This is a genomic window from Marinomonas ostreistagni (assembly GCF_016461785.1).
Lineage (GTDB): Bacteria > Pseudomonadota > Gammaproteobacteria > Pseudomonadales > Marinomonadaceae > Marinomonas > Marinomonas ostreistagni_A.
Genome location: NZ_JAEMUH010000011.1, coordinates 54,740 through 76,990 on the forward strand (window position 1 = coordinate 54,740; position 22,251 = coordinate 76,990).

The following is a 22,251-nucleotide window of genomic DNA, read 5'->3' on the forward strand; positions in this document are numbered from 1 at the left end:
GATGATTCCGAAACAAAACTTTGCGCCAAGAGTGCTGGAGTGGTTTGACCAGCACGGGCGCAAACACCTTCCTTGGCAACAAAATAAAACCCCATACCGTGTCTGGATTTCTGAAATCATGCTTCAGCAAACCCAAGTCACTACTGTGATTCCCTATTACGAGCGTTTTATGGAATCCTTCCCTGATGTGTACGCGTTGGCCAAAGCACCTCAAGACGAAGTGCTGTCTCATTGGAGTGGGCTTGGGTACTACGCCCGCGCCCGTAATATGCACAAAGCGGCGCAAAAACTAGTGGACGATTGGCAAGGTGAGTTTCCCATGACCCAAGAGGGTGTATGCGAGTTACCAGGCATTGGTCGTTCAACGGCAGCAGCGATCTTATCGATTTCTCGAAACGAGTCATTGGCGATTTTAGATGGCAACGTAAAGCGTGTATTGGCGCGTTATCATGCAGTGCCCACTTGGCCTGGCGAACGTAAAACGGAAGCCGCCATGTGGGAACTGGCTGAGCATTACATGCCCGATGATCGTTGCGGTGAATATACCCAAGCGATGATGGACTTGGGAGCGACGCTTTGTACTCGTTCTAAACCCCGTTGTGGTGAATGTCCCCTGCAGGAAGATTGTGATGGCTTGGCAACTGGCGTGCCCACAGACTTCCCGAAATCTAAACCGAAAAAAGCAGCGAAGCCTGTAAAAACGACCCAGATGCTGGTGTTATTAGCAGACGATCAAGTATTGCTTGAGAAGCGCCCAGCTACTGGTATTTGGGGTGGTTTATGGAGCCTGCCGGAAGTCGCTCAGGACGAGGACATTATTCAAGCAGCGGAGCAGCGGCTCAAGGTAAGCGTGAAGGATGTCATCAGTCTGTCATCGTTCCGTCATACCTTTAGCCACTATCATTTAGATATCGTGCCATCAGAACTTTGGGTAACGGCTTCTACTACAATTCAAGAGCAAAGTAAGTATCAGTGGTTTTCTCGCGATCAAGCTTTGGCGCTCGGGCTGCCAGCGCCCGTCAGGACGATACTGGAAACTCACCAAAGCATGCGCCAGTTAATTTAGCTTAACTTAATTCAATGCAAATTAAATAGAGACATCAAGCGACCATGTTTTTCAGCGTATTTTGGAAATTCTTTTTGCTTGGTTGCACCAGCTTTGGTGGGCCAGCAGCCCATATTGGCTATTTCCGAAAAGAGTTTGTCGAGCGCCTCGGTTGGGCAACTGAGACGGAATACGCTCAGTGGGTGGCGCTGAGTCAGATTATGCCAGGGCCAGGTTCCAGCCAAGTCGGATTTGCCATGGGCTATCACCGAGGTGGTATTTTGGGTGCCGTGGCGGCATTTGTTGGCTTTACCTTACCTTCCGTTGTCTTGATGTGCTTATTTGCCGCGCTGGACAGTCAATTTGCCGATGATGTGGTGTTTCAAGGAATATTGGCCGCATTAAAACTGATGGCAGTCGTTGTGATTTTAGATGCCATTTGGGGCATGGGGCGTTCGTTTTGTCAAAGCTACCGTACTCGCCTAGTCGCTTTGCTTGGTATGGTGTTTGTTTTACTTTGGCCTCTTGGCTTGAGTGGTTTGCTGTTGGTATTAATAGCGGGAGCTGTGGGCGCTGTTTGGCTTGCTGATACGCCGACCAAAACCTTCACTACACCTGTGTCACGATCTATTGCTTATGCGAGTTTAGGGCTCTTTGTTGCTCTGTTTGTTATGGCAGCATTAATAAACGGTAACGGCGCTGCAGCGCTTATGGCGCAACTATTCCAGGCTGGAAGTCTTGTGTTTGGTGGTGGTCATGTGGTGTTGCCCTTGATGTCAGAGCAACTGGCCAACTTTGTCTCAACCACTCATTTGTTAACGGCTTACTCCGCTGCGCAGGCTGTTCCAGGTCCAATGTTTACCTTGGCAACTTATATTGGTGCGATACTCGCCCCTGACGGTGGCTTAGTGCTATGGGCAGTGCTGGCGACCTTGGCAATTTTCTTACCGGGCTTATTGCTCATGCTAGTAGGTCAGCATTTTTGGCAACGAGTAGGGTATTATCCACGGGTGCAAGGTGCCGTGAACGCGATCAATGCTGCCGTTGTGGGACTATTAGCCGCGACATTAATTTTCCCAATTTTGCCTGCTAGTGTGACTGGGATTTGGCAAGCTATCATCGTGCTACTTGCGTTCGCATGGCTACGAGCAAAACAACCCGCTATTTGGCAAGTGGTTACTGTCTTTGTTGTAGGCGGCGTGGTTAGCGCATTGTTCTAGTCGCTTGAAATCTGTAAGGTTAGCGCCATTAAGCTAGTAATAGAATCAGCTATTAAACGAATGAGAGAGAGGCATGGCGAATATCGTATTTTGTAAAAAGTATCAGAAAGAATTAGAGGGCCTAGAGCGTGCGCCGCTTCCAGGTGCTAAAGGTCAAGAGATCTTAGCGCATGTTTCAAAGCAAGCCTGGCTTGAGTGGCAAGCTCTGCAAACCATGATCATCAATGAAAAGCACTTAAATTTGATGCAACCGGATACGCGTAAATATTTGCTAGAGCAGATGGATAAATTTTTCAACAACGAACCGACTGATCGTTTACAGGGTTATGTTGACCCGAATGATATCCAAGAACTTTAAGAAAAGCCGAATCTTTGAGCAGGTTGAACCCGCGATTAAATGCTTGTCCCCCCGCGAAGCCGGGGGGCAAACAATATTATTGCGTGACGAAGCTGGCAAATAAAACGTCCATAACAGGTTCCGTGCCCGTTTCCTCTTTTAGCGCTTCATTCACTGCCACTTTTGCTTGCTCTCGAGTTTCTTCTCGAGCAATTGCACCAGTCACTTGTTCTTTTGTGCGAGCGCTTAAAAACATTACTAGAGCATCTCTAACTAATGGCATATTCGCAAGGATCACTCCCTCGCGAGTGCTGTCCGTACGTAGGCTGATCTTAGTTTTGATGTAATGTAAGCGTGACCCTGAAGCGTTGTAGTTGACAATAAAGTCTGGCGTTAGCTCAATATAGCTTGGCATCACGGGGGCCGCTTCGTCCTCAGCTAACGCAGGTTGCGTCATGAAAGCCAACAGACATGCCAGTGTGGCCAGCAACGGTCTTAGTCCTAATTTCGTGATGTGCTTCATAGTTCCTCTCTCGAATTCACAGCATTAGTGAGTATACTACCCCTCATCTTGTTTATATGGCAGTAGTACAAGGCACTTTCTGACGATTTTACGGTCTAGCTTTGAACTGGTCACTGTTAAGTATTAATAAAAGGATCTTTCCACTATGGTTGCGTTCTTATCTGCACGTCGTTTTCATGGCTTGGTAGCATTTGCTGCGTTCGCTTTATTAGGTGTTGCGTTTTACATGGAATATCAAATGGGGCTAGAACCTTGCCCACTTTGTATGTTTCAGCGAATTGCATTTTTTTGTATTGGTATCGTGTCTTTGATCTCTGCAATAGGAAACAGTGTGACTTGGCACAAAAAACTGGCTTGGCCGATTGTCGTGTTATCTCTGTTTGGGGCTGGCTTAGCGATTCGTCATCTTTATCTACAAAACCTGCCTGCCGAAGAGCTACCGGCTTGCTTACCTGGCTTGAGCTATATGTTCGAAGTGTTTCCTTGGCAGGAGATTCTGGAAGCCATGGTCATGGGAACCGGAGAGTGTGGTGATGTAGTATGGACTTTCTTAGGTCTCAGTATCCCTGGTTGGACATTGGTCGTCTTTGTTGGTATGGCGCTGGTAAATTTAGTGATTGCTTTGAAAAAGTGAGTTCATTTTTTTGATGTCGGTTACACAAGGTATAAAGTTGTTAACAAAACACGTCAGTGAAGATCTTGCAGGGGCTATGAGATCGGAATATGCTAAAAAACATCAATAATGGGTAAGATAAGTATGATCTCAGGGAATGAAGTAGTGTCATTGTTAGCACTTTGCTAACCACGAAAATAAGAACGTAGTGAGGAGGCAAGTTATGTTAGAACGTTGCAAAACTGCGCAGGAACGATGGGGGGGAGTTCATGAAATCATCGATCGTTGGTTGCAGCATAGAAAAGCGTTAGTAGAGACTTTTGTGAGCTTGCGTAACATAGGTGAATACACGCCGACAGATACACCCAAAGTATTGGTTTTCTGTGAAATGTTGGTTGACTATGTGTCAACTGGACACTTTGAGGTGTATGAGCAGTTGGCGTTAGAAGCGAAAGAGTTCCATGATGACTCGGCCCTACAATGTCTTCACAAACTTATGCCAGAAATCAACGCCAATACGAGTATCGTGCTAGAATTTAATGACAAATACGATACTAAAGAGCATTGCAATAAACAGCTTGTTGATTTGCCGTTTGCTCTGCAAGCATTAGCTGTATTGATGGATGAACGTTTTACTTATGAGAATAAGCTCATTGAGGAACTGCACGAGGCGCATAGCGAGCATAGCGCTTAATCGCTTTGCTCTGATTGGCTTTAGCACCACACTACTAATTGCTTGTTCAGCTGATGAACCGGTTAAAACCAGTTCAATGGCTGTGCAAGGCCTTTACTCAGCCGCTTTAAGTGATAGCGGCTCAAGCTCTCTTGTCGGCTCGATCCAGCATGGTGGAAGTTTCTGGAAAAATGCGCCTTCTCAACGTCTCTACAACTGGAATCATACTGCTGGGCAAGCAACTCCTTTAATCAGTGTCGACATTGATCCAAGTGGAAATTTTGCTGTCACTGGTGGCGAGCGTACGATGGTCCTCTGGAGCGCTGTCACGGGTGAATCTCTTGGTTTTTGGAATACCCCTGGTTCCATTCGATCTCTAAAACTGACTCGAAATGGTGACTTTGCTCTGGTCGGCATGGACGATCAAACCGCTCGATTTTTTGACGTTAAAAATGGCGGTATTAAGCAGACACTTAGAACCGGTGCCATTGTAAGAAGCGTTGATGTTACTCCCGATGGTCGTTATGCACTGACCGGAGATGATCTGTATCAGGTCATACTGTGGGATTTGAATACTGGTGAAGTGCGACAGCGCTGGCAATTAGATAACAATATTTCAACGGTTAAGCTGTCGGATGATGGTGCCTATGTGTTTGCCGCTGCCCAGTTGGGTGATGCAAAGATTTGGTCATCTGTGACAGGGGTTGAAGTGAGTCATATTGACACAGGGGCATTACAATCTCGTAATGTAACGATCAGCCAAGCAGTCTTTTCAAGTTCAAATCGTTCGCTTTTAATCGGTCAGCAAAACCGCCGTGTCAATTTGCTCAATGTGACAACCGGAGAAGTTACTCGCTCTTGGGACTTGCATCTTAAAGATACTCTTCGTCCAACGGGCGCCGCGGTATTGGCCTTGGCGTTTGGGAATGGCAGTACTTATTACGCAATTGGCAGTAATGGCTACCTTAATGTATTGCAGTAAGCACATGTTTAAAATGGATACTAAATGAAGTCTTTGTCAGAACCGATACAGCGTTGGGGGGCTGCAGCTTCCTTCCAGGCATTTTTATCCGTTGCTGCTGGCGCTTTTGGGGCTCATGGGCTGAAAAATATTGTGGCACCACCCGCATTAGAGTGGTGGCAAACAGCTTGTCAGTACCTTATGTATCACAGCTTGGCGAGCTTGGCCGCGATAATATTAACCATGATTGGCCTTCGTTGCTTGCTTGTGGTTCGCTTATTCACATTGGGTAATGTGTTGTTCGCGGGCTCTTTAATGATAATGACATTGACTGATGTACGCTGGCTTGGGGCTATCACTCCATTAGGTGGAGTGCTGTACTTGTCTGGGTGGGCTTTTTTGGCAAAAAGGTTTCTGAGCTGGAATAAGAAAGTGGCGAATTAACAGACATTCTTTTTCGATTTTAGTACTATACGCGCCTTAAATTTGAACTCGAGATTGGCAATTTCATGCAAGACGAACAACAACCGACAAATCCTGAAATCAAAAAGCGAACCATTCGAAGCTTTGTGGTCCGTGGTGGACGCATGACCGAAGGTCAGCAACGCGCATACGATGCAAACTGGAAGACCTATGGTTTGGAAGCAGACCAAGGCCGAATTGATTACCAAGAAGTGTTTGGTCGCGAGTCGGATGTCGTGATTGAAGTGGGTTTTGGCATGGGTGCATCACTGGTTGAAATGGCGAAGAATGCCCCAGAGAAAGACTTTATTGGTATCGAGGTTCACCCACCCGGTGTTGCGAAGTTAATGATGCTGGCAGCGGAAGCGGGAATTCAAAACATTCGTGTCTACTGTCACGATGCTATCGAAGTTATGGCGGATTGCTTACCACAAGGTCAAGCATCGACTTTCCAACTGTTCTTCCCTGATCCATGGCACAAGAAGAAGCACAACAAACGTCGCATTGTTCAGCCACTGTTTGCACAGCAAGTAGCAAACGTGTTGAAAGTAGGTGGTGTTTTCCACATGGCAACGGATTGGGAACCGTATGCGGAGCACATGCTAGAAGTAATGGAAGCTCAGACTCAGTATGAGAACGTTGCCGGTAAAAATACTTACCATCCTCGTCCTGAATGGCGTCCACTGACCAAGTTCGAACAGCGTGGTGAGCGCCTAGGTCACGGCGTGTGGGATTTGATTTATTCTAAGCTTGCTTAACATTTGAATAAAAATTCATATCATAAAAAAACCGACGCGATGTGCGTCGGTTTTTAGTTGAAAGCAAGGATAAGCTATCTGTAACGATGCTTATTTGATCTCTGCTGACTCGCGAGAGTTGCCTGCATCAAAGTATGCTTGGAACGCTTTAGGTGTTCGGCCTCGACCGCTCCACTCGATAGTTTCACCGTTCCACTCAATACGATACTTCGGCTTAACAGTTTTGCCCTTTGTAGGGTTTGAGCGAGTACCGCCTAGTGAAGCAATCTCATCAATTGTCAGACCACTTTCTTCAATCATTTTTGCAATTTGAGCAGCTTGACGGGCTTTTGCCTCTACTTCTGCTTGGCGTGCTTGCTCATCTTCTTGCATCTTAACAAGGGCGTTGTTTAAGCCTTCGATAAGGTTTTCTAATTGTGCAATATTTAGCTCTTTTGCTGCAGCACGTGCTTTAGCTTTGTTTCCTGCTAGCTCTGCTAATAAACTCATGGTTTCCCCTATTAATCTGAAACGCATTTAGAACGCGAACACAGACAGAAATCCATCTAAAACTGTGTTTTGCTTAGTGACATAAAAAGGTAAGCTTTCACTCCAACATACCCATATAATCTAAGAATAGCATTAAACTAACTATTCATATCAATCTAGAGCAAGTATTTTAATTTAAATATCCTTATTGCGCTAATACTCTTAAAGTTTTAAGTAAATAATATGACGATTTCTATAGATACTATTTTAAGTGCCTTGTCTAAAGAGTACTCAATATCCTCTAAAACAGCTCAAAACATAATAACCTTATTTGAAGAGGGGGCAACCGTTCCGTTTGTCGCGCGGTATCGAAAAGAAGTAACCGGCGACATGTCAGATGAGAGGATTCGTAGCTTCCATGATCGCTTGCGTTATTTAGAAGAGCTGGAGAAACGTCGTGAGAGTATTATTGAGCAGTTAAAAGGTAATAGGGATATACCAATAACTTTACTACACGCTCTCAGAAAAGCGGCCACAAAAAGTGAACTGGAAGATCTCTATGCTCCATTCAAAAAATCCCGAAAAACAAAAGCGGATTTAGCGGAAGAATCCGGGCTTTTGGATTTTGCAGTGTTCCTTTGGCAGGAGGGACAAAAACAAGCTGAAAAACAGTTTGCGAACTTTCAAGCATCTTTAAACACTGCAATGAGTCTCCCAGAAGCTATAGCTGGAGCGGGAGAAATTATCTTAGAGCGTCTAGCTAAAAACGTTGCCACAATCCAACATTCTAAACAACTTCTTAGAAGAGGGGGATTGCTTACTAGTAGAGTGATGCGTGGTAAGAAAGAACAGGGCGAAAAATATCAGGATTACTTTGAGTATCAAGAGCCGATTAAAAAGTGTCCACCTCATCGGTTACTAGCATTATTTCGAGGTAAGAAAGAAAGCATTCTTAAATTATCCATTGTTTTGGAAGGGGAGTTCCCTGTAAGCCTTAATGGCAATGACTATTTAACCCCATTTGGTTTTCCAGCATTAAAAGAAAGGACGCCTAGTAAAGAAAAACAAAATTGGTTAGTCAAAGCATGGCAAGAAAAAATTCTAGCCAAAGTAGAAAGTGACTTGCTTAATGAGCTTAAAGAATTTGCCGAAGAGGGTGCTATTGATGTTTTTCAAGCAAATTTAAAAGACTTATTAATGGCCGCTCCGGCTGGTGCGAAACGAACCATTGGTTTAGATCCAGGTTTTAAAAATGGGGTTAAGTGGGCGGCTATAGATGAATATGGGCAATTGCTTGATTACGGTGTTGTTTATCCACATGCACCATTAAACAAGAACGCAGAGGCAGCCTCTGTTTTAGTCAAGGTTATAAAGCGGCATAAAATCGAATGGGCAGTTATAGGTAATGGTACTGCTTCTAGAGAAACAGAAGTGTTTATAAAAAAGCTAATATTTGACGATCAGCTTGCATGTCGTTCTGTAATTGTCTCTGAAGCGGGGGCGTCAGTCTATTCGGCCTCACCTATCGCCATTCAAGAATTCCCAGATTTGGATGTAACGATTCGAGGGGCCATTTCGATTGCTCGTCGTTTTCAAGATCCTCTGGCGGAACTGGTGAAAATTGACCCTCAAGCGATTGGTGTGGGTCAATATCAGCATGACCTGAAATCTAATCGATTAAGTGATGCATTAAAATCTGTGGTGGAAGACTGTGTGAACGCCGTGGGGGTTGATGTCAATTTAGCTTCTGTTGCATTGCTAACGTACGTTTCAGGATTATCGGAACGTTTAGCGCAACATATCGTGACTCTGCGAGACCAGCTAGGGGGCTTTAAAAACCGAAACCAGCTTAAACAGGTTAAAGGAATTGGTGATAAAGCATTTGAGCAATGTGCTGGCTTTCTAAGAATTCGCAATGGTGACGAGCCTTTAGATGCTTCTGCCGTGCACCCTGAATCCTACGCACTAGTCAAAGAGCTAGCCCGGTCAGTGAAGCTAGAATTGTCTAACCTAATTGGCAACCCATCGGCCCAAGGGTTGTTAAAAACAGCCGCAGTTGAAGCTCATCAAAGCTATACCGTGCAAGATATTATTCAAGAGCTTGCCAAACCTGGCCGAGATCCTCGTCCAGAATTCAAATATGCTCGTTTTGATGACACGGTGGAAAAGATCGAAGATCTTGACGAAGACATGATTTTAGAAGGGGTTGTTACAAATGTGGCAGCATTTGGTGCCTTCGTCGACATCGGCGTACATCAAGATGGTTTAATCCATATTTCACAGCTGGCCGATCGCTTTGTGAAAGACCCTCGTGATGAAGTCCGTGTTGGGGAAGTAGTGAAAGTGAAAGTATTAGAAGTAGATGCCAAGCGAAAACGTATCGGCTTAAAACGACTTTCCTAGCGTAACACTTTTGTTGGGGGCCCGCAGCGCGACGGAGCCGCCTGCATTCCCAAACCAAATCCCGCGGAAACTGCGGTCCTAAAATTTTGGTTATTTATGGGCGCTGCATTGTGCGCAGGATTGTTGTAATAGCTCAACAAACAAGCGTGTTGCAGGCCCAGTGCGTTCGCCTTTGCCAAAGATGGCGTACATATGAAAGCTTCTTTCTCCGCCCGACTCCAGCTCCAGTCGTGTTAGTCGACCATTCTCTAAATCTTGCATCAGGTCAGCTTTGGGAAGCCAAGCGAAACCAATGCCGGACGCAACGACTTCTAAGGCCGATTGAACGCTGGAAACCGTCCAGCGTCGATCTGCTCCTAACCAACCTTCATCTCTTGAGTTACTGCCTGAGTCTCGAATAACCACTTGTAGCTCCTGCTTCAGGCGCTCGTTGCTAATCGGAGCTTGTTCAAGACATAAGCTATGGCTGGTCGCTGCAACAGCAATCATTTCAACGTCCACAATGGGATCTGCTAAATACCCCTTAGGCACAATGCCACTAAGCACCAAGTCAGGTGAACCTTCTGCCAACATTTCAACCGTACCGCTCAAAACTTCTTCACGAAGTTGCACTTGTGTGCCCTGACTCTGGGGTTCGAAAGCTTTTAGTGCTCTCAACAGGGCGGGAGTTGGGAAGGCTTCATCAACAACAAGTTCAATTTCAGGCTCCCATCCTTGTCCAAGTGTATGCGCTAGTTCTTCGAGGTCGACGGCTTCTTGTAAAAGGTGTCTTGAGCGTCTAAGCAGCACTTCACCTCTTTCAGTTAACCTTGCCTTGCGACCTTCGATCGTCAAAAGAGGGTAGCCTAATTGTTCTTGTAGCTTTGCGACGGTGTAGCTAATAGAGGACTGGCTCTTATGCAGTGCTTCCGCTGCTTGAGCAAATCCACCTTTGTCGACCACAGCTTGCAATACTCGCCACTGTTCGAGTGTCACTCTTGGAGCTTTCATAAACCTTAATCCTTGGGGGAGATAAATCAATTATGGCGTGAATCATCACAAAATTCGATTGTTATCGTCGAAAAGTTACGCTTTTTTATCGAAAAATCTGGTTTTAATATGGCTCTATTGAACAAATTTGAAGCGAGCCTTCATTAAAATATTAGGAGCAAAATCATGGCTACATTATTACGTATTGATTCTAGTGCATCAGGCGACAACTCAAAGTCACGTCAACTGGCTGATGCTTTTGTTGCTCAATGGGTAGCAAAAAATCCTGAGGGTAAGGTGGTAACGCGCGATGTAAATGCTAATCCGCTACCACACTTTACCAGCGAAACATTAGGTGCTCTGTTTACTCAAGAAGAAGATCGAACTGCTGAGCAACAAGCCATTGTTGCAATCGGTGATGAATTGATCGAGGAGTTAGAAGCCGCAGATGTGGTTGCTATCAGTGCGCCAATCTACAACTTCAGTATTCCATCAACACTGAAATCGTACTTTGACTACGTGGCACGTGCTGGCCGTACATTTAAATATACAGAAACTGGTCCAGTTGGTTTAGTAAATAAAGACGCATACGTATTCTCTGCAAGCGGTAGCTTCTTAGAAAATACGCCGTACGATCATCAACTACCTTATGTTAAGACGTTCCTTAACTTTATTGGTTTAACAGTGAAAGACTCATTTGTTGCCGGTGGACAAGCAATGGGCCCTGACGGTGAGAAAGCCTTCACGGATGCGAAAGAAAAAATTGCAGCAGCGGTATAAGTTTAATATCCATGTTTGGGGTTGCGGTTAAGTAGGACCTCGCTGCGCGAGGGAACAGCATCGCAATCCCAAACCAAATCCCGCGGAAACCGCGGTCCTACCTCAGCGGATAATCTCACTAACCTCTGGGCACTGTGTTTGCAGGGCCTGCGCTAAGGCTTGCTTTGCCTCATACTCCCCATGAACGAGGTGGATTTTACTTGGTGGGTAACGCATGCGTGACACGAAATGCACTAAGTCCGTTTGACCTGCATGGGCGGAGTAGCCACCGATTTGCCAAATCTTTGCGCGAATCGGATAGCGTTCACCATCCAGTATTACGTAGCCATTGTCCTTGTGGTGATAGGTCAAGATCTCACGCCCTGGCGTCCCCTGAGCCTGATAACCAACGAAAATCACGTCATTGCGCTGATCCCCTAACAAGGCTTTCAAGTAATTGACGATCCGCCCACCGGCACACATCCCTGATGCGGCGATTACGACAGCAGGACGCTTCTGTTTCGTTAAATAAGCTACGGTTTGTTCATGCAATGCGTGGCTGTCGATAGTGGTCAGTTGCTCAAAGCTTAATGGATGGCGCCCACTCTCAACTCGTTCAATGGCTTCCTTGTCCCAATAAGGTTTTAGGTCCCTATAGACTTCCGTAAATTGGCTCGCTAAAGGGGAGTCAATGATGATATCGACATCTTGCCAAGCTAATGTTTGCTGGGTTGCGGTATGGCTCACCGTTTGCTCGGCATGATCGTGAATGATGCTTTCTATTTCATAGAGTAGCTCTTGGGTTCGCCCGATAGAAAATGCGGGGATCAATACCACGCCACCGTCTGCTAAGGCCTTTTCCATAGAAGCTTGCAGCCGTTGGCGACGATGATGGCGGTCTTCGTGGTTTTTGTCTCCATAAGTGCTTTCCAGTACTAGTTGGTCCGCTTTATAAGGTGACTTAGGCGCGGTGAGCAGAGGCGCATACGGAGCGCCTAAATCACCAGAAAAGACCACGTCCCAGCTTTTACCTGTTTGTTCCGGCTCTAAACGAAAGGTCGCGTAAGCTGAGCCTAAGATATGTCCAGCGGGAGACAGTTTGACATGGCATCGATGTGAAGGGGTTGAAAGCGGCAGTTCAAACCACACTTGATAATCCAAAGGAACAATTTGCGCTGCAAGCCGCTCTAGGCAAGCATCGATAATCTGTCGATTGCGAGTGACGCCTACTTTTAATGCATCCTCGATCACAAGAGGCAACAATTTGGCGCTGGGTTGAGAGCAAATAATCGGCCCACTAAAGCCCGCTGCTAATAAATAGGGAATGCGTCCCACATGGTCAATATGAACATGAGTCACGATTAGCGCTCGAACGTTGCGGATATCAAACTCAATTTCTAACTGGGCTGACGACGCGCCGCGATCAGAGGCTTCAGCGCCTTGAAATAAACCGCAATCGACTAAAATACGGTTCTCGGTATTGATCACAAGTTCATGACAAGACCCAGTAACACCATTGTAGGCGCCATGATGTCTGATTTCATACATACCATATCCTTATGTGACTGAATGATTCTAAAAGTTACCTTAGCACAGGCGATTCGTGGGGCGATCTGATGTATAGCAAAGAATGCAGAGTCGATTTATCTGTATTACTTGTCAATTTTTTTGTGACAAAAGAAATTGCGACAAAGCTGAACAAAAGGTCTAATACCGCATAAATCAGAATCATGCATACATATTGGGACAGAAGACTATGACACAGGACATCGTGATCCTTGCCGCTGGTAAGGGAAGTCGAATGAAGTCGGCCTTTTCAAAGGTTTTACATAAAATTGGTGGGGTCGCAATGGTTCGCCGCGTTTTGGCAACAGCATCAGGCTTAAAGAATGCTCAGTTACATTTAGTTGTCGGTCACCAAGGTGAACAAGTAGAGCAGGCTTGTCAGGATTTTTCTGCCAATATCGTTTGGCAAAATAACCCGCAAGGAACGGGAGATGCATTGCGACGAGCAGCGCCTTCTTTGAGTGATAGCGGAAGTACTCTAACGCTATACGGGGATGTGCCACTCATTCAACGCTCCACTCTGGAACGTATGTTGTCCCTCTCTAATGACAACACTTTAGTATTACTGACCATTAAATTAGATAACCCATTTGGTTACGGTCGAATTGTACGTAATGATCAAGGTGCGGTAATCGCTATTGTCGAGCAAAAAGACGCTAATACAGAGCAGCGGCTGATCAACGAAGTGAATACCGGTATTCTGCTTGCGCCTAACAGTAAGCTTAAGGGGTGGTTAGACGCACTAACGAATAATAATGCCCAAGGGGAATACTACCTAACGGACATCATTGCTATGGCAGCCGAGCAGGGTGTCGAAATTGTAACGGTACATCCTGAGCAGGAATGGGAAGTAAGCGGCGTTAACGATCGCGTGCAATTGGCGGCGCTAGAGCGCGTTTGGCAACAGCAACAAGCAGAATCATTGATGCGTAACGGTGCCACCCTTATGGACCCAAGCCGCATTGATATACGTGGTGAGTTGATTACTGGCCAAGATTGTGTGATCGATGTGAACTGCGTGTTTGAAGGCAAGGTAACACTCGGTGAAAACGTTGAAATCGGTCCAAATTGTGTGTTGAAAAACTGTGCTGTGGCCGATAACACGATTATCAAAGCCAATACCATGATTGAAGACAGCCAAGTGGGTACAAGCTGTGACTTGGGGCCGTTTGCTCGTCTGCGTCCAGGTACGGTACTGGCTAACAAGGCAAAGATCGGCAACTTTGTCGAGACCAAAAAAGCGCACATTGGTGAAGGCAGTAAAGTGAACCACTTAAGCTACGTCGGCGACACGCAAATGGGCGCAGGCGTCAATGTGGGCGCGGGCACCATTACCTGTAATTACGATGGTGTGAACAAATTCCAAACCATTATCGGGGACGGCGTATTTGTCGGCTCTAACTCCGCTCTGGTGGCGCCAGTGGAAATTCAGGCGGGCGCAACCATAGCAGCCGGTTCGACCATTACCAAAACCGTGGCTGAAAACCAGCTCGCCTTTGGTAGAGCAAAACAAATCAACAAAAACGGTTGGTCTCGCCCTACAAAACTGTAAGCGCTCTTTTGTAGGAGCACGGTCTCTTAACGAACAAGAAACGAAAAAAATGTAGGAGCTCGCTTCCCGAGCGAACGAAGAGCCGATGACACATTCCGGCCTATGAACTTCTACTGAAAATATTAAAGGACATGACATATGTGTGGAATCGTCGGTGCAATCGCTCAACGTAATGTAGCGAAAATCCTTTTAGAAGGCCTTTCACGTCTTGAATACCGTGGTTACGACTCGTCTGGTGTGGCGATCAATAACGAAACTGGCGTGCGTGCACATCGTGCCGTAGGTAAGGTTCAAGCACTGAAAGATAAGTTCGAAGCCATGCCGTTAGACGGAAAGCTTGGTATTGCCCACACTCGTTGGGCGACTCATGGTAAACCAACAGAAGTAAACGCTCACCCACATTTTTCTGGAGAAGACTTAGCGCTTGTTCACAATGGTATCATTGAAAACCATGAAGTATTGCGTCGTGAACTGATTGAATTTGGCTACGAGTTCCGCTCGCAAACCGATACCGAGGTGATCGTTCACTTGATTCACCATGCTTTGAAAACAGAGCCTGATTTTCTTAAGGCAGTAAAAAGTGCGTTGAAACGCCTACACGGAGCCTTTGCAATCGCAGTGACGCTAAACGACGAAAATGAGCGTCTAATTGCTGCGCGTAAAGGTAGCCCATTAGTGGTTGGTGTGGGTATTGAAGAGAATTTTGTTGCTTCAGACCAGTTAGCCTTACTGCATGTAACCGACCAGTTTATCTTCTTAGAAGAAGGGGATGTCGTAGAGTTAACCCGTGAGGGTGTGACCATCTATGATGCCAACGATCAAGTGCAAGAGCGCCCCATCAGCGTTTTTAACCATAACGTAGATGCGACTGACAAAGGCGAGTTCCGTCACTACATGCTTAAAGAAATATACGAACAGCCAAAAGTGATCGCTGCTTGTCTAGAGGGCCGTATCAGTGAAACAAAAGTGCTGACGAGTTGCTTTGGTGCGGATTCAGCCTTTCTTAAAGACATTGATAATATTCATATCGTGGCGTGTGGTACCAGCTATCATGCAGGCATGGTGGCAAAATACTGGATTGAAGAGTTAGCGAACATTCCTTGTACGGTGGAAGTAGCCAGTGAGTATCGCTATCGCAAAGTGGCGGTACCCAAAAACACACTCTTCCTAACGCTTTCTCAGTCGGGTGAAACGGCAGATACCCTTGCCGCGCTGCGTATGGCAAAAGAGTTGAACTACCTAACGACGCTGGCAATCTGTAATGTACCGTCTTCGACATTAGTACGTGAGTCGGATCTTACATTGTTGACCAATGCTGGAGCTGAGATTGGTGTGGCATCAACGAAGGCTTTTACTACCCAGCTAACGGCGTTATTGATTACTTCGATTGCGATTGCTTCAGAAAAGGGAGAGTTAAACGAGAAAAAACAAGCAGGGTTGGTCACGGCATTACGCTCACTGCCGGCATATGTGGATGCAGCAATCAAACAAGACGAAGCGATTAAGCTGGTCTCGGAGCAGTTTGCAAACAAGCACAATGCTTTATTCCTAGGCCGTGGCCCCATGTTTCCTATTGCTCTAGAAGGTGCGCTGAAGCTGAAAGAGATCAGCTATATCCACGCTGAAGCCTACCCAGCAGGAGAGCTAAAGCACGGTCCATTGGCGTTGGTAGATGAAACCATGCCAATCATCACAGTCGCTCCGAATAACCAGATGTTGGATAAGTTAAAATCTAACCTTCAAGAAGTACGCGCCCGCGGTGGTGAATTGTATGTCTTTGGCGCCAAAGAAACTGGCTTTGAAGAAGCCGAAGGCATTTATTACAACGAAGTGCCATGGGTAGAAGAGGTTCTTGAACCGATCGTACATACGATTCCTTTGCAGCTATTGTCGTATCATGTGGCGGTCGTAAAAGGGACCGATGTGGATCAGCCGCGCAATTTAGCGAAGAGTGTGACCGTAGAGTAAGTTCTTTGCTGGTTGCTTGTGATTAAAACCAGTAAGTTCTGACTACTGTAATGCTGATATGGCAACAGTAGTCAGAACGTATCTATTTTAGGAGAGTGGCTAGTAAGGATTAGCTCAAAACATTGACTATATCCCAAGATATTTCATGATCTGCGATACCTATGATTTCTATGGAAGCAAGGCCATTGAAGTCAATTGAAAGTGTTTGCGTGTTGGCATTGTACGAAATATCAGAGATAAACTGAGCCAGTTCTTCGATGCTTTCCAGGCCATACCCAGTGTCAAATACAATCTGATCACCCTCAATAGCATTGAAATCATTGATGGTAGCATTAGATAAGTCACGCATGACAAACGAATCGCTTCCCGCTCCTCCTTTGCTTTTTACAGCGTTGGATAAAAGGATCCAATCATCCTCATCGGATCCATAAATGCTAAGCGCATCTGCATACCCGAAATCTGATAAGCTGGTGTCGGAGCTGGCCTTGTATTCGCTTGAGACTTTTGTGTAGACGCCGTCACTGTCTAAATCGGCATAGAGACTGATTTCCACGCCATGACTTTTGAGTTCGGTCTCATACAGTACTCCATCAACAAAAGTATATTTTGAATCGGCTTCTGTCTCGTCTTCAAGTTCGCCAAAGTGATTGTATTCAAACAAGCTTACGAAATTACCTGCATCGTCAAAAAGAATATGATATCCATCTTTATTGTTTTGGTATTCGTTGCTTAGGGCTTCAATAATGATACTGTCGTCGCTGTCGTTAGATTCTAGATTGCTTTTTGTGGTGTATCCTGCGTTATCAAGGTCATCTCTGCTTTCATCAGAATCATTGTATTCGCTTGAGACTAAGTGATTTTCCTCTGACTCGTCATCATCTTCTGCAAAGATTTGCTCTGTAGAATCTAAGTAATACTTAGAAGACTCTGTATAGATACCGTCTGCGTCTAAATCGCTGTAAGTTGTGATCTCCTGCCTTCCATCTTCGAATTCAGTTTTTACGATGGTATTGCCATTAATTGAATATGTTTCATCAGAGTCGATCCCCTCATTCTTCCAGCGGCCATCGTCAAATTCCTCGATAGCAACCACTAAAGAGCCTTCTATAGAGAATCTAAATAAATCGTTACTAGACATGAGTGCAATCCTCTCTTTTAATTTTATTGTCGGTCTGAGGTCGCCTAGTGATAGGGTTGGATAACCTCTTCATGTTTTCAAGTCTATGTAATGTCATGTTCTTGTGGACATAGGACTAGTAGAGTAAGAGAGCGTTTTAAGACGGTAATATATGGTCATATGACTAAAGTAATATGAGGTTAACTGCATGATAAATAAAGCTTACTTGTTCTTTCGTGAGAAGCTGAGTATTTATATGTGCTTACTAGGTGTCAGCATTCTATTCTTTGGTTTCGATATAGTTTTTGATTTCTGGACGCATGCTTTTGATAATTTGCCTTATAAAGGAAGCCAAATTGCCCATCTTACGTTTGAAATATTGGCTTTTATTGCGCTGATATCGGCTTTACGCTCGGCTTACCAACACAAAAGATCTTTAGAGGTGAGAGCGACGAAGGCCGAAACTACGGTGTCGGTATATCAGAGAGGCGCAGATGCACTACTCTATGAGAAGTTTTCAGCAGTGAAACTTACGAATGCAGAGCAAGAAGTAACTCTTTTTATACTCAAAGGCCTGTCGCCAGCAGAAATAGGGGAAATCAGAGGCACTACCGTAGGAACTGTTAAAGCTCAGACGACTTCGATTTTCCGAAAATTAGACGTTAAATCACGCGTTGAATTGATGTCAGTCTTGCTTCATGAAGTGCTTGATATAGATCAGTTGGCCCATTCAAAAGATACAAAATCTAGTTAATAGAGAGATGCTTACCTTCCTTGTTAGGGCCTAATTTGACTAAGAAAGCGTTGGTTAAAGCCATGATTTAAGCCCTAATTTAATGAATATAAAATAGAATCACTCTTACTTTTTGCGTCAGCTTTTGGTAAAAACTAATTTTGTAACTTTGAGTAATGCACTAGCACATGAAGAGAGGATGGATGTTTCATAAATTGAGGATGTGCTCCTTTGCGGTATTGGCGAGCTTTTCTCTATCATTTGCTTGGTCTGATACTCATGAAGTGAATCATGATGATGCCATTACTTCTGTTACCCAGTTTGATCAACAGTTGCTCGATTCATCTGAAGGACAGGAATTAGCAATGTATTTATCGAGTATCCGTGTGGGTGACTCTAAAACGGATATCGATGCTTTATTAGGTACGCCTTACAGTGTAGAGCATATTTTGGATGGTACCCGATGGGACTACAATATTAGTGTGCCAACGTCCTCGGATGCTTTTATGGGGTGCCAATACCGACTCGAATTTGATGAAAAAGATGTCCTACGATCCGCTGACTGGCGAAAGAGCGTTTGTGATTTGCTTTATCGACAAAATATCAACTCTGGATTAAAGGCTGATCAAGAGCAAAGAGTGGAAACCTTTTCTTTACTCAGTGATGTATTGTTTAGTTTTAATCAGTATCAATTAAGTCAGCAAGGAGTTCGCTCACTGGATGCCTTTGTTGAAAAAATCTTATCTCGTTACCAATCACCTGTGGTAACAATTACAGGGTACACAGACAGTATCGGTTCACCTGAAGCGAATTTAAGACTTTCAAAATGGCGAGCAAGAGAAGTGGGTAAGCGCTTTTTGGCAAAAGGTTTACCTCAATCACAAGTGTTAATAAAAGGTTTAGGGGAAAGTGCCCCGATTGTTGAATGTGCCAGTGAAAGAGAAGATAAGGCATTAATTGAGTGCCTTGCTCCAAACCGTAGAGTGGAGATTGAAATCTACGAAGCATCAACGGCTTCTTGAGTTATTAAGATTGGATGGCGATAATACCGCCCAGTGGTTTAAGTCTAAAGTATACGACTTAACAAATATTTATGTCTTGGGACGCTACAGTTCGATTAGTAGGAAATTGTCAGTGAGTACGAAGAAAAAACGATTGTTACTAGGCTCCGTGCTAACCGCCTTAGCGCTTCATTTGCCTTATTCCATGGCCCAGACAGCGACTGCTTCGAGTAATTCTACAATGGAGCAACCTGTCTCTATTCCATCTCCAGCAGATTTGGAAGTGAACCCTGGCGAATGTTGGGTGTATGGTCAGATTAAACCTCGTGCGATCGAAAAAACGGTCGCAGTTACGGTAAAAGATTCTCACACCACCATAGAAGTGACGCCAGCAGAGATTAAACGCGGATATAAGCAAGTTGTTACCCGTGAGGGCACAGTAACTTATCGCCTGCAGCCTGCAACATACAAGCGCGTAACCGAACAAGTATTGGTCCGCCCTGAAACTACTCGCTTTGTTAAAGTGCCTGCTGTTTACGAAGAGCGTCAGAAACGTGTTGTAGTAGAAGAAGCCCGCACTGTTATTGAGCAGTGTAGTTCATTTGGTGGTGCAGCAGCTTTTTGTGCGAAAGAAATTCCAGCCAAAGAGCAGTGGGTAAAAGTGCAGGTTTTGGTTCAGCCAGAACAAAGTAAGGTAGAGGTTGTACCTGCTAAGTATGAAACTGTCACAAAGTGGGTGGTTGATCAGCCGGCTCGAGTAGTTGAAGTGTCGCTTGCTCCAAAATTGGAGGAAGTGCCTGTGGATGAGGTCGTTAAGCCTGCTAGTGCTAACCCACGTCAAGTGCCAGCTCAAACTCGTCAGATGCAACTTAAATCCTATTCGGGTAAGCCTAAGATGGTAATGCGTCGTGCTGTTTGTAATGATGACCTAAGCTCAAACCTAATTTTAAGTTTGCAGCAGCGACTGTCTGACATTGGCTATCAGCCTGGACCTGTGGATGGTATGCTAGGCGAAAAGACGATCCAAGCATTGCAAGTGTTTCAGGGGGAAAACGGGTTGGCAGTGGGCGCGATAACGTTTGAATCATTAGATTCGTTAGGGATTCATTACAACCAGTAATCTTAGAGCCAAATTGATTCTTATCATGAAAAAGCCAATGCATCCAACGCATTGGCTTTTTTTGTAGAAAGAGTGTTAGCTTTGTTGCAAAGTGTATCTTACATAATGTAGTGGCTGTTAAAAGTAAGCGATTTCTGAAAGAAAATTTACTGTCGGAGTGTTTTCGTTTACATTGTGTAACAAAAGTGGCGGCTTTGATGGTTTTTTGTTCGTTGACCTTGGTCAGAAACAAGGTAGTATTGAAGATATGTCTTCATAAAAGTATTGAATTCCATTGTTGCCATTTGGTAGGGAAGTCAGTGGATTATTAAGTAAAAATATCTGTTTTTACTCTATAATTAAATCAAGTGTTAGAGTTTGGTGCTGGTGTAATATTTGCATAACACCAATTCTGTAATGTGTATTTTTACTAAGTCAGCGTATCGTTGTCTTATTTGATAAATTAAATAATGGAGTGTCAAAATGTTGACTAAACTTTTTGCTAAAGCGCAAGCCTTCATGGGGTCTCGTGAAGGTGTTACAGCAATCGAATACGCAGTTGTTGCGGTTGCTATCGCAGGCATTGCTGCGGCAGTGTTTGGTTCAGATGGAGGTCTTCAAACTGCACTAACAACAGCTATGACAACTCTATCTGGGTTTGTTACTGGCACTACTGGCTCATAATTCTGTATTAAAGTACGACATTTAGATGTTTTTCTGGGGAATCTTGTACTTTTTTGTACTGTTTTTTCTAGTAAAAATATCGATAAGTGATTGTGTTTCAAGAACTGTTAAGCACTTTGATTTAAGCTGCTTGACAGTTCTTTTGTTATTGTCATGGATTTATCAGCCCAATTATCAAATTCTGACGACCAGTCTGGTGCTTCTAGGTATAGGCTTTGTCTTGCACTGTTTTGGTGTGCTAGGTGCGGGAGATACCAAGCTTATTGTCGTCTTAACACTAGGAGTATCTCCTGAGATGATGCCAATAATGTTATATGGCACGGCTTTCTTTGGCGGATGTCTTGTTCTTGTGTTTTTGGCGTACGGTCTTGTCGTTGGAATGTCTAAAGTACGTGATAAAGGCTTACCTTTTGCTGTACCCATTTGCATGTCTGGTTCTCTGGCAATTTTTTTTTCGTATTTAAGTTGGTTTGATCTTCACAGCTAGGAAGTATTTATGCGTTCAAGGTTCTTGATGATAGTGTCTCTAATTATCTTAGGCATCGGTCTAATTGGGATCTTGGTTTTAAAGGCGACATCTACCTCTTCGACTACGTCAAATCAATCTGCTGCCTCAGCACCTGTCGTGCAAGAGAAAACTTTCCTTGTGTGGGTAGCCAAGAAGGAACTATCGATAGGGGAGCCTATTACACGTCAAGCTCTCCGTTTAGAGAAAATGTCAGAGGCCAAAGCACTAGAGTTCGGTATCAAGCAAGATACTTCTATGGAATTTGTCGATGGCATGGTAGCTAAAAGAGAAGTTTCTGAGTCGCAACCTATTTATCCCGAAGACATTTCTTACCCTGGGCAAAGCGGTTACGTTGAGCTTATTATTGAGCCAGGCTATGTGCCTGTTTCTATTTCGGTTCCCAAGACTTCTGTCGTTGGTGGTGGTATTACTGAAGGGTCGACCATTGATTTATTAGTGTTAACATCATCCACCCAAAACCTGTCAGGAAGACCTAAAATTGTCGATTTAGATAGCGTATCGCTAGCTCCTTTGTTTACTGGAATTAAGGTTCTTCAGGTTAATTTACCAAAACAGGATCCTACGGTGACCAGTAAGCTTTCTAGTTCACCTAACACCGAAGCTACTTCTTCTGAAATTTCGCTAGTGCTTCAATTGACCAGAAAGCAAGTCGCTAAGCTGACTATTGCAAAGACGATTGCGCAACTTGAAGTGCACCTCTCAACAGGGGAAAGCTTAGTGTCTGATTTAACTGCCGATTCCGGAGATATTCTTTCCGATTATAAGGCGGTTCGTGAATTACGCTCTCAATCGCAGATTCTTCAATAAGGGC

23 protein-coding genes are annotated in these 22,251 nt (G+C 44.7%); 18 read left to right on the top strand and 5 right to left on the bottom strand.

The window, feature by feature from the left end; translation table 11 throughout:
• Nucleotide 1 precedes the first annotated feature (1 nt).
• From mutY to JHD44_RS12255, 3 genes are all read left to right on the top strand, one after another.
• On the top strand, nucleotides 2–1,066 hold the full coding sequence (mutY, locus tag JHD44_RS12245) for an A/G-specific adenine glycosylase (RefSeq protein WP_199463031.1): 1,065 nt from the start codon (nucleotides 2–4) through the stop codon (nucleotides 1,064–1,066).
• Nucleotides 1,067–1,110: 44 nt separating this feature from the next.
• The gene (chrA, locus tag JHD44_RS12250) at nucleotides 1,111–2,265 is read left to right on the top strand and encodes a chromate efflux transporter (RefSeq protein WP_199463032.1); all 1,155 of its coding nucleotides are present in this window, start codon (nucleotides 1,111–1,113) and stop codon (nucleotides 2,263–2,265) included.
• 73 nt (nucleotides 2,266–2,338) lie between these two features.
• Nucleotides 2,339–2,623, top strand: coding sequence for an oxidative damage protection protein (locus JHD44_RS12255; RefSeq protein ID WP_199463033.1), 285 nt, complete (start codon nucleotides 2,339–2,341; stop codon nucleotides 2,621–2,623).
• A 76-nt stretch (nucleotides 2,624–2,699) separates the two neighbouring features.
• On the opposite strand, the gene JHD44_RS12260 is transcribed toward JHD44_RS12255, so the two are convergent.
• Entirely contained in the window at nucleotides 2,700–3,125 is a 426-nt protein-coding gene (locus tag JHD44_RS12260) for a flagellar basal body-associated FliL family protein (RefSeq protein ID WP_199463034.1), read from the bottom strand.
• Between the two features lie 145 nt (nucleotides 3,126–3,270).
• On the opposite strand from JHD44_RS12260, the gene JHD44_RS12265 reads away from it, so the two are divergent.
• The 5 genes from JHD44_RS12265 (at nucleotide 3,271) to trmB (ending at nucleotide 6,592) form a co-directional block, all read left to right on the top strand.
• Nucleotides 3,271–3,759 (top strand): disulfide bond formation protein B, encoded by a 489-nt coding sequence (locus tag JHD44_RS12265; protein ID WP_199463035.1) that lies wholly within the window; start codon nucleotides 3,271–3,273, stop codon nucleotides 3,757–3,759.
• A gap of 202 nt (nucleotides 3,760–3,961) precedes the next feature.
• Nucleotides 3,962–4,432: a sigma D regulator gene (gene rsd / locus JHD44_RS12270; protein ID WP_199463036.1), complete on the top strand. Its 471-nt coding sequence runs from the start codon at nucleotides 3,962–3,964 to the stop codon at nucleotides 4,430–4,432.
• Nucleotides 4,392–5,393 carry a WD40 repeat domain-containing protein gene (locus tag JHD44_RS12275; RefSeq protein WP_233402083.1) on the top strand — a complete coding sequence of 334 codons (1,002 nt, stop codon included), beginning with the start codon at nucleotides 4,392–4,394 and terminating at the stop codon, nucleotides 5,391–5,393. The genes rsd and JHD44_RS12275 overlap by 41 nt, the downstream gene beginning before the upstream one ends.
• Nucleotides 5,394–5,417: 24 nt before the next feature.
• On the top strand, nucleotides 5,418–5,816 hold the full coding sequence (locus JHD44_RS12280; protein WP_199463037.1) for a DUF423 domain-containing protein: 399 nt from the start codon (nucleotides 5,418–5,420) through the stop codon (nucleotides 5,814–5,816).
• Nucleotides 5,817–5,881: 65 nt separating this feature from the next.
• Nucleotides 5,882–6,592 (top strand): tRNA (guanosine(46)-N7)-methyltransferase TrmB, encoded by a 711-nt coding sequence (gene trmB, locus JHD44_RS12285; RefSeq protein ID WP_133562084.1) that lies wholly within the window; start codon nucleotides 5,882–5,884, stop codon nucleotides 6,590–6,592.
• Between the two features lie 90 nt (nucleotides 6,593–6,682).
• On the opposite strand, the gene JHD44_RS12290 is transcribed toward trmB, so the two are convergent.
• Nucleotides 6,683–7,081 (bottom strand): H-NS family nucleoid-associated regulatory protein, encoded by a 399-nt coding sequence (locus JHD44_RS12290; RefSeq protein ID WP_199463038.1) that lies wholly within the window; start codon nucleotides 7,079–7,081, stop codon nucleotides 6,683–6,685.
• Between the two features lie 222 nt (nucleotides 7,082–7,303).
• Between JHD44_RS12290 and JHD44_RS12295 the strand changes: the two genes are divergently transcribed.
• Nucleotides 7,304–9,463 (top strand): helix-hairpin-helix domain-containing protein, encoded by a 2,160-nt coding sequence (locus JHD44_RS12295; protein ID WP_199463039.1) that lies wholly within the window; start codon nucleotides 7,304–7,306, stop codon nucleotides 9,461–9,463.
• A gap of 90 nt (nucleotides 9,464–9,553) precedes the next feature.
• Here the strand turns inward: JHD44_RS12295 and JHD44_RS12300 are convergent, their stop codons facing one another.
• Entirely contained in the window at nucleotides 9,554–10,453 is a 900-nt protein-coding gene (locus JHD44_RS12300) for a LysR family transcriptional regulator (RefSeq protein ID WP_199463040.1), read from the bottom strand.
• 165 nt (nucleotides 10,454–10,618) lie between these two features.
• On the opposite strand from JHD44_RS12300, the gene JHD44_RS12305 reads away from it, so the two are divergent.
• Nucleotides 10,619–11,212: an FMN-dependent NADH-azoreductase gene (locus JHD44_RS12305; RefSeq protein WP_199463041.1), complete on the top strand. Its 594-nt coding sequence runs from the start codon at nucleotides 10,619–10,621 to the stop codon at nucleotides 11,210–11,212.
• A gap of 102 nt (nucleotides 11,213–11,314) precedes the next feature.
• Here the strand turns inward: JHD44_RS12305 and JHD44_RS12310 are convergent, their stop codons facing one another.
• On the bottom strand, nucleotides 11,315–12,739 hold the full coding sequence (locus tag JHD44_RS12310) for an MBL fold metallo-hydrolase RNA specificity domain-containing protein (RefSeq protein ID WP_199463042.1): 1,425 nt from the start codon (nucleotides 12,737–12,739) through the stop codon (nucleotides 11,315–11,317).
• Nucleotides 12,740–12,947: 208 nt separating this feature from the next.
• Between JHD44_RS12310 and glmU the strand changes: the two genes are divergently transcribed.
• Nucleotides 12,948–14,309, top strand: coding sequence for a bifunctional UDP-N-acetylglucosamine diphosphorylase/glucosamine-1-phosphate N-acetyltransferase GlmU (gene glmU, locus JHD44_RS12315; protein WP_199463043.1), 1,362 nt, complete (start codon nucleotides 12,948–12,950; stop codon nucleotides 14,307–14,309).
• Between the two features lie 138 nt (nucleotides 14,310–14,447).
• Nucleotides 14,448–16,277 (top strand): glutamine--fructose-6-phosphate transaminase (isomerizing), encoded by a 1,830-nt coding sequence (gene glmS, locus JHD44_RS12320; RefSeq protein ID WP_199463044.1) that lies wholly within the window; start codon nucleotides 14,448–14,450, stop codon nucleotides 16,275–16,277.
• A 109-nt stretch (nucleotides 16,278–16,386) separates the two neighbouring features.
• Here the strand turns inward: glmS and JHD44_RS12325 are convergent, their stop codons facing one another.
• Nucleotides 16,387–17,415 carry a hypothetical protein gene (locus JHD44_RS12325; protein ID WP_199463045.1) on the bottom strand — a complete coding sequence of 343 codons (1,029 nt, stop codon included), beginning with the start codon at nucleotides 17,413–17,415 and terminating at the stop codon, nucleotides 16,387–16,389.
• A gap of 187 nt (nucleotides 17,416–17,602) precedes the next feature.
• Between JHD44_RS12325 and JHD44_RS12330 the strand changes: the two genes are divergently transcribed.
• The 6 genes from JHD44_RS12330 (at nucleotide 17,603) to cpaB (ending at nucleotide 22,247) form a co-directional block, all read left to right on the top strand.
• The gene (locus JHD44_RS12330; RefSeq protein WP_199463046.1) at nucleotides 17,603–18,148 is read left to right on the top strand and encodes a helix-turn-helix transcriptional regulator; all 546 of its coding nucleotides are present in this window, start codon (nucleotides 17,603–17,605) and stop codon (nucleotides 18,146–18,148) included.
• A 182-nt stretch (nucleotides 18,149–18,330) separates the two neighbouring features.
• Nucleotides 18,331–19,149, top strand: coding sequence for an OmpA family protein (locus JHD44_RS12335; RefSeq protein ID WP_199463047.1), 819 nt, complete (start codon nucleotides 18,331–18,333; stop codon nucleotides 19,147–19,149).
• A 112-nt stretch (nucleotides 19,150–19,261) separates the two neighbouring features.
• Nucleotides 19,262–20,248, top strand: a complete 987-nt coding sequence (locus JHD44_RS19135) for a peptidoglycan-binding domain-containing protein (RefSeq protein ID WP_199463050.1) — start codon at nucleotides 19,262–19,264, stop codon at nucleotides 20,246–20,248.
• 462 nt (nucleotides 20,249–20,710) lie between these two features.
• Nucleotides 20,711–20,911, top strand: coding sequence for a Flp family type IVb pilin (locus JHD44_RS12345; RefSeq protein ID WP_199463052.1), 201 nt, complete (start codon nucleotides 20,711–20,713; stop codon nucleotides 20,909–20,911).
• Between the two features lie 25 nt (nucleotides 20,912–20,936).
• Entirely contained in the window at nucleotides 20,937–21,398 is a 462-nt protein-coding gene (locus JHD44_RS12350) for a prepilin peptidase (protein ID WP_199463055.1), read from the top strand.
• 9 nt (nucleotides 21,399–21,407) lie between these two features.
• Nucleotides 21,408–22,247 (top strand): Flp pilus assembly protein CpaB, encoded by an 840-nt coding sequence (gene cpaB, locus JHD44_RS12355; protein ID WP_199463057.1) that lies wholly within the window; start codon nucleotides 21,408–21,410, stop codon nucleotides 22,245–22,247.
• Nucleotides 22,248–22,251: the final 4 nt, after the last annotated feature.

Coding starts and splice junctions, on each gene's coding strand:
- mutY (WP_199463031.1), top strand. CDS start 2: ATGATTCCGAAACAAAACTTTGCGCCAAGAGTGCTGGAGTGGTTTGAC.
- chrA (WP_199463032.1), top strand. CDS start 1,111: ATGTTTTTCAGCGTATTTTGGAAATTCTTTTTGCTTGGTTGCACCAGC.
- JHD44_RS12255 (WP_199463033.1), top strand. CDS start 2,339: ATGGCGAATATCGTATTTTGTAAAAAGTATCAGAAAGAATTAGAGGGC.
- JHD44_RS12260 (WP_199463034.1), bottom strand. CDS start 3,125: ATGAAGCACATCACGAAATTAGGACTAAGACCGTTGCTGGCCACACTG.
- JHD44_RS12265 (WP_199463035.1), top strand. CDS start 3,271: ATGGTTGCGTTCTTATCTGCACGTCGTTTTCATGGCTTGGTAGCATTT.
- rsd (WP_199463036.1), top strand. CDS start 3,962: ATGTTAGAACGTTGCAAAACTGCGCAGGAACGATGGGGGGGAGTTCAT.
- JHD44_RS12280 (WP_199463037.1), top strand. CDS start 5,418: ATGAAGTCTTTGTCAGAACCGATACAGCGTTGGGGGGCTGCAGCTTCC.
- trmB (WP_133562084.1), top strand. CDS start 5,882: ATGCAAGACGAACAACAACCGACAAATCCTGAAATCAAAAAGCGAACC.
- JHD44_RS12290 (WP_199463038.1), bottom strand. CDS start 7,081: ATGAGTTTATTAGCAGAGCTAGCAGGAAACAAAGCTAAAGCACGTGCT.
- JHD44_RS12295 (WP_199463039.1), top strand. CDS start 7,304: ATGACGATTTCTATAGATACTATTTTAAGTGCCTTGTCTAAAGAGTAC.
- JHD44_RS12300 (WP_199463040.1), bottom strand. CDS start 10,453: ATGAAAGCTCCAAGAGTGACACTCGAACAGTGGCGAGTATTGCAAGCT.
- JHD44_RS12305 (WP_199463041.1), top strand. CDS start 10,619: ATGGCTACATTATTACGTATTGATTCTAGTGCATCAGGCGACAACTCA.
- JHD44_RS12310 (WP_199463042.1), bottom strand. CDS start 12,739: ATGTATGAAATCAGACATCATGGCGCCTACAATGGTGTTACTGGGTCT.
- glmU (WP_199463043.1), top strand. CDS start 12,948: ATGACACAGGACATCGTGATCCTTGCCGCTGGTAAGGGAAGTCGAATG.
- glmS (WP_199463044.1), top strand. CDS start 14,448: ATGTGTGGAATCGTCGGTGCAATCGCTCAACGTAATGTAGCGAAAATC.
- JHD44_RS12325 (WP_199463045.1), bottom strand. CDS start 17,415: ATGTCTAGTAACGATTTATTTAGATTCTCTATAGAAGGCTCTTTAGTG.
- JHD44_RS12330 (WP_199463046.1), top strand. CDS start 17,603: ATGATAAATAAAGCTTACTTGTTCTTTCGTGAGAAGCTGAGTATTTAT.
- JHD44_RS12335 (WP_199463047.1), top strand. CDS start 18,331: ATGTTTCATAAATTGAGGATGTGCTCCTTTGCGGTATTGGCGAGCTTT.
- JHD44_RS12345 (WP_199463052.1), top strand. CDS start 20,711: ATGTTGACTAAACTTTTTGCTAAAGCGCAAGCCTTCATGGGGTCTCGT.
- JHD44_RS12350 (WP_199463055.1), top strand. CDS start 20,937: ATGTTTTTCTGGGGAATCTTGTACTTTTTTGTACTGTTTTTTCTAGTA.
- cpaB (WP_199463057.1), top strand. CDS start 21,408: ATGCGTTCAAGGTTCTTGATGATAGTGTCTCTAATTATCTTAGGCATC.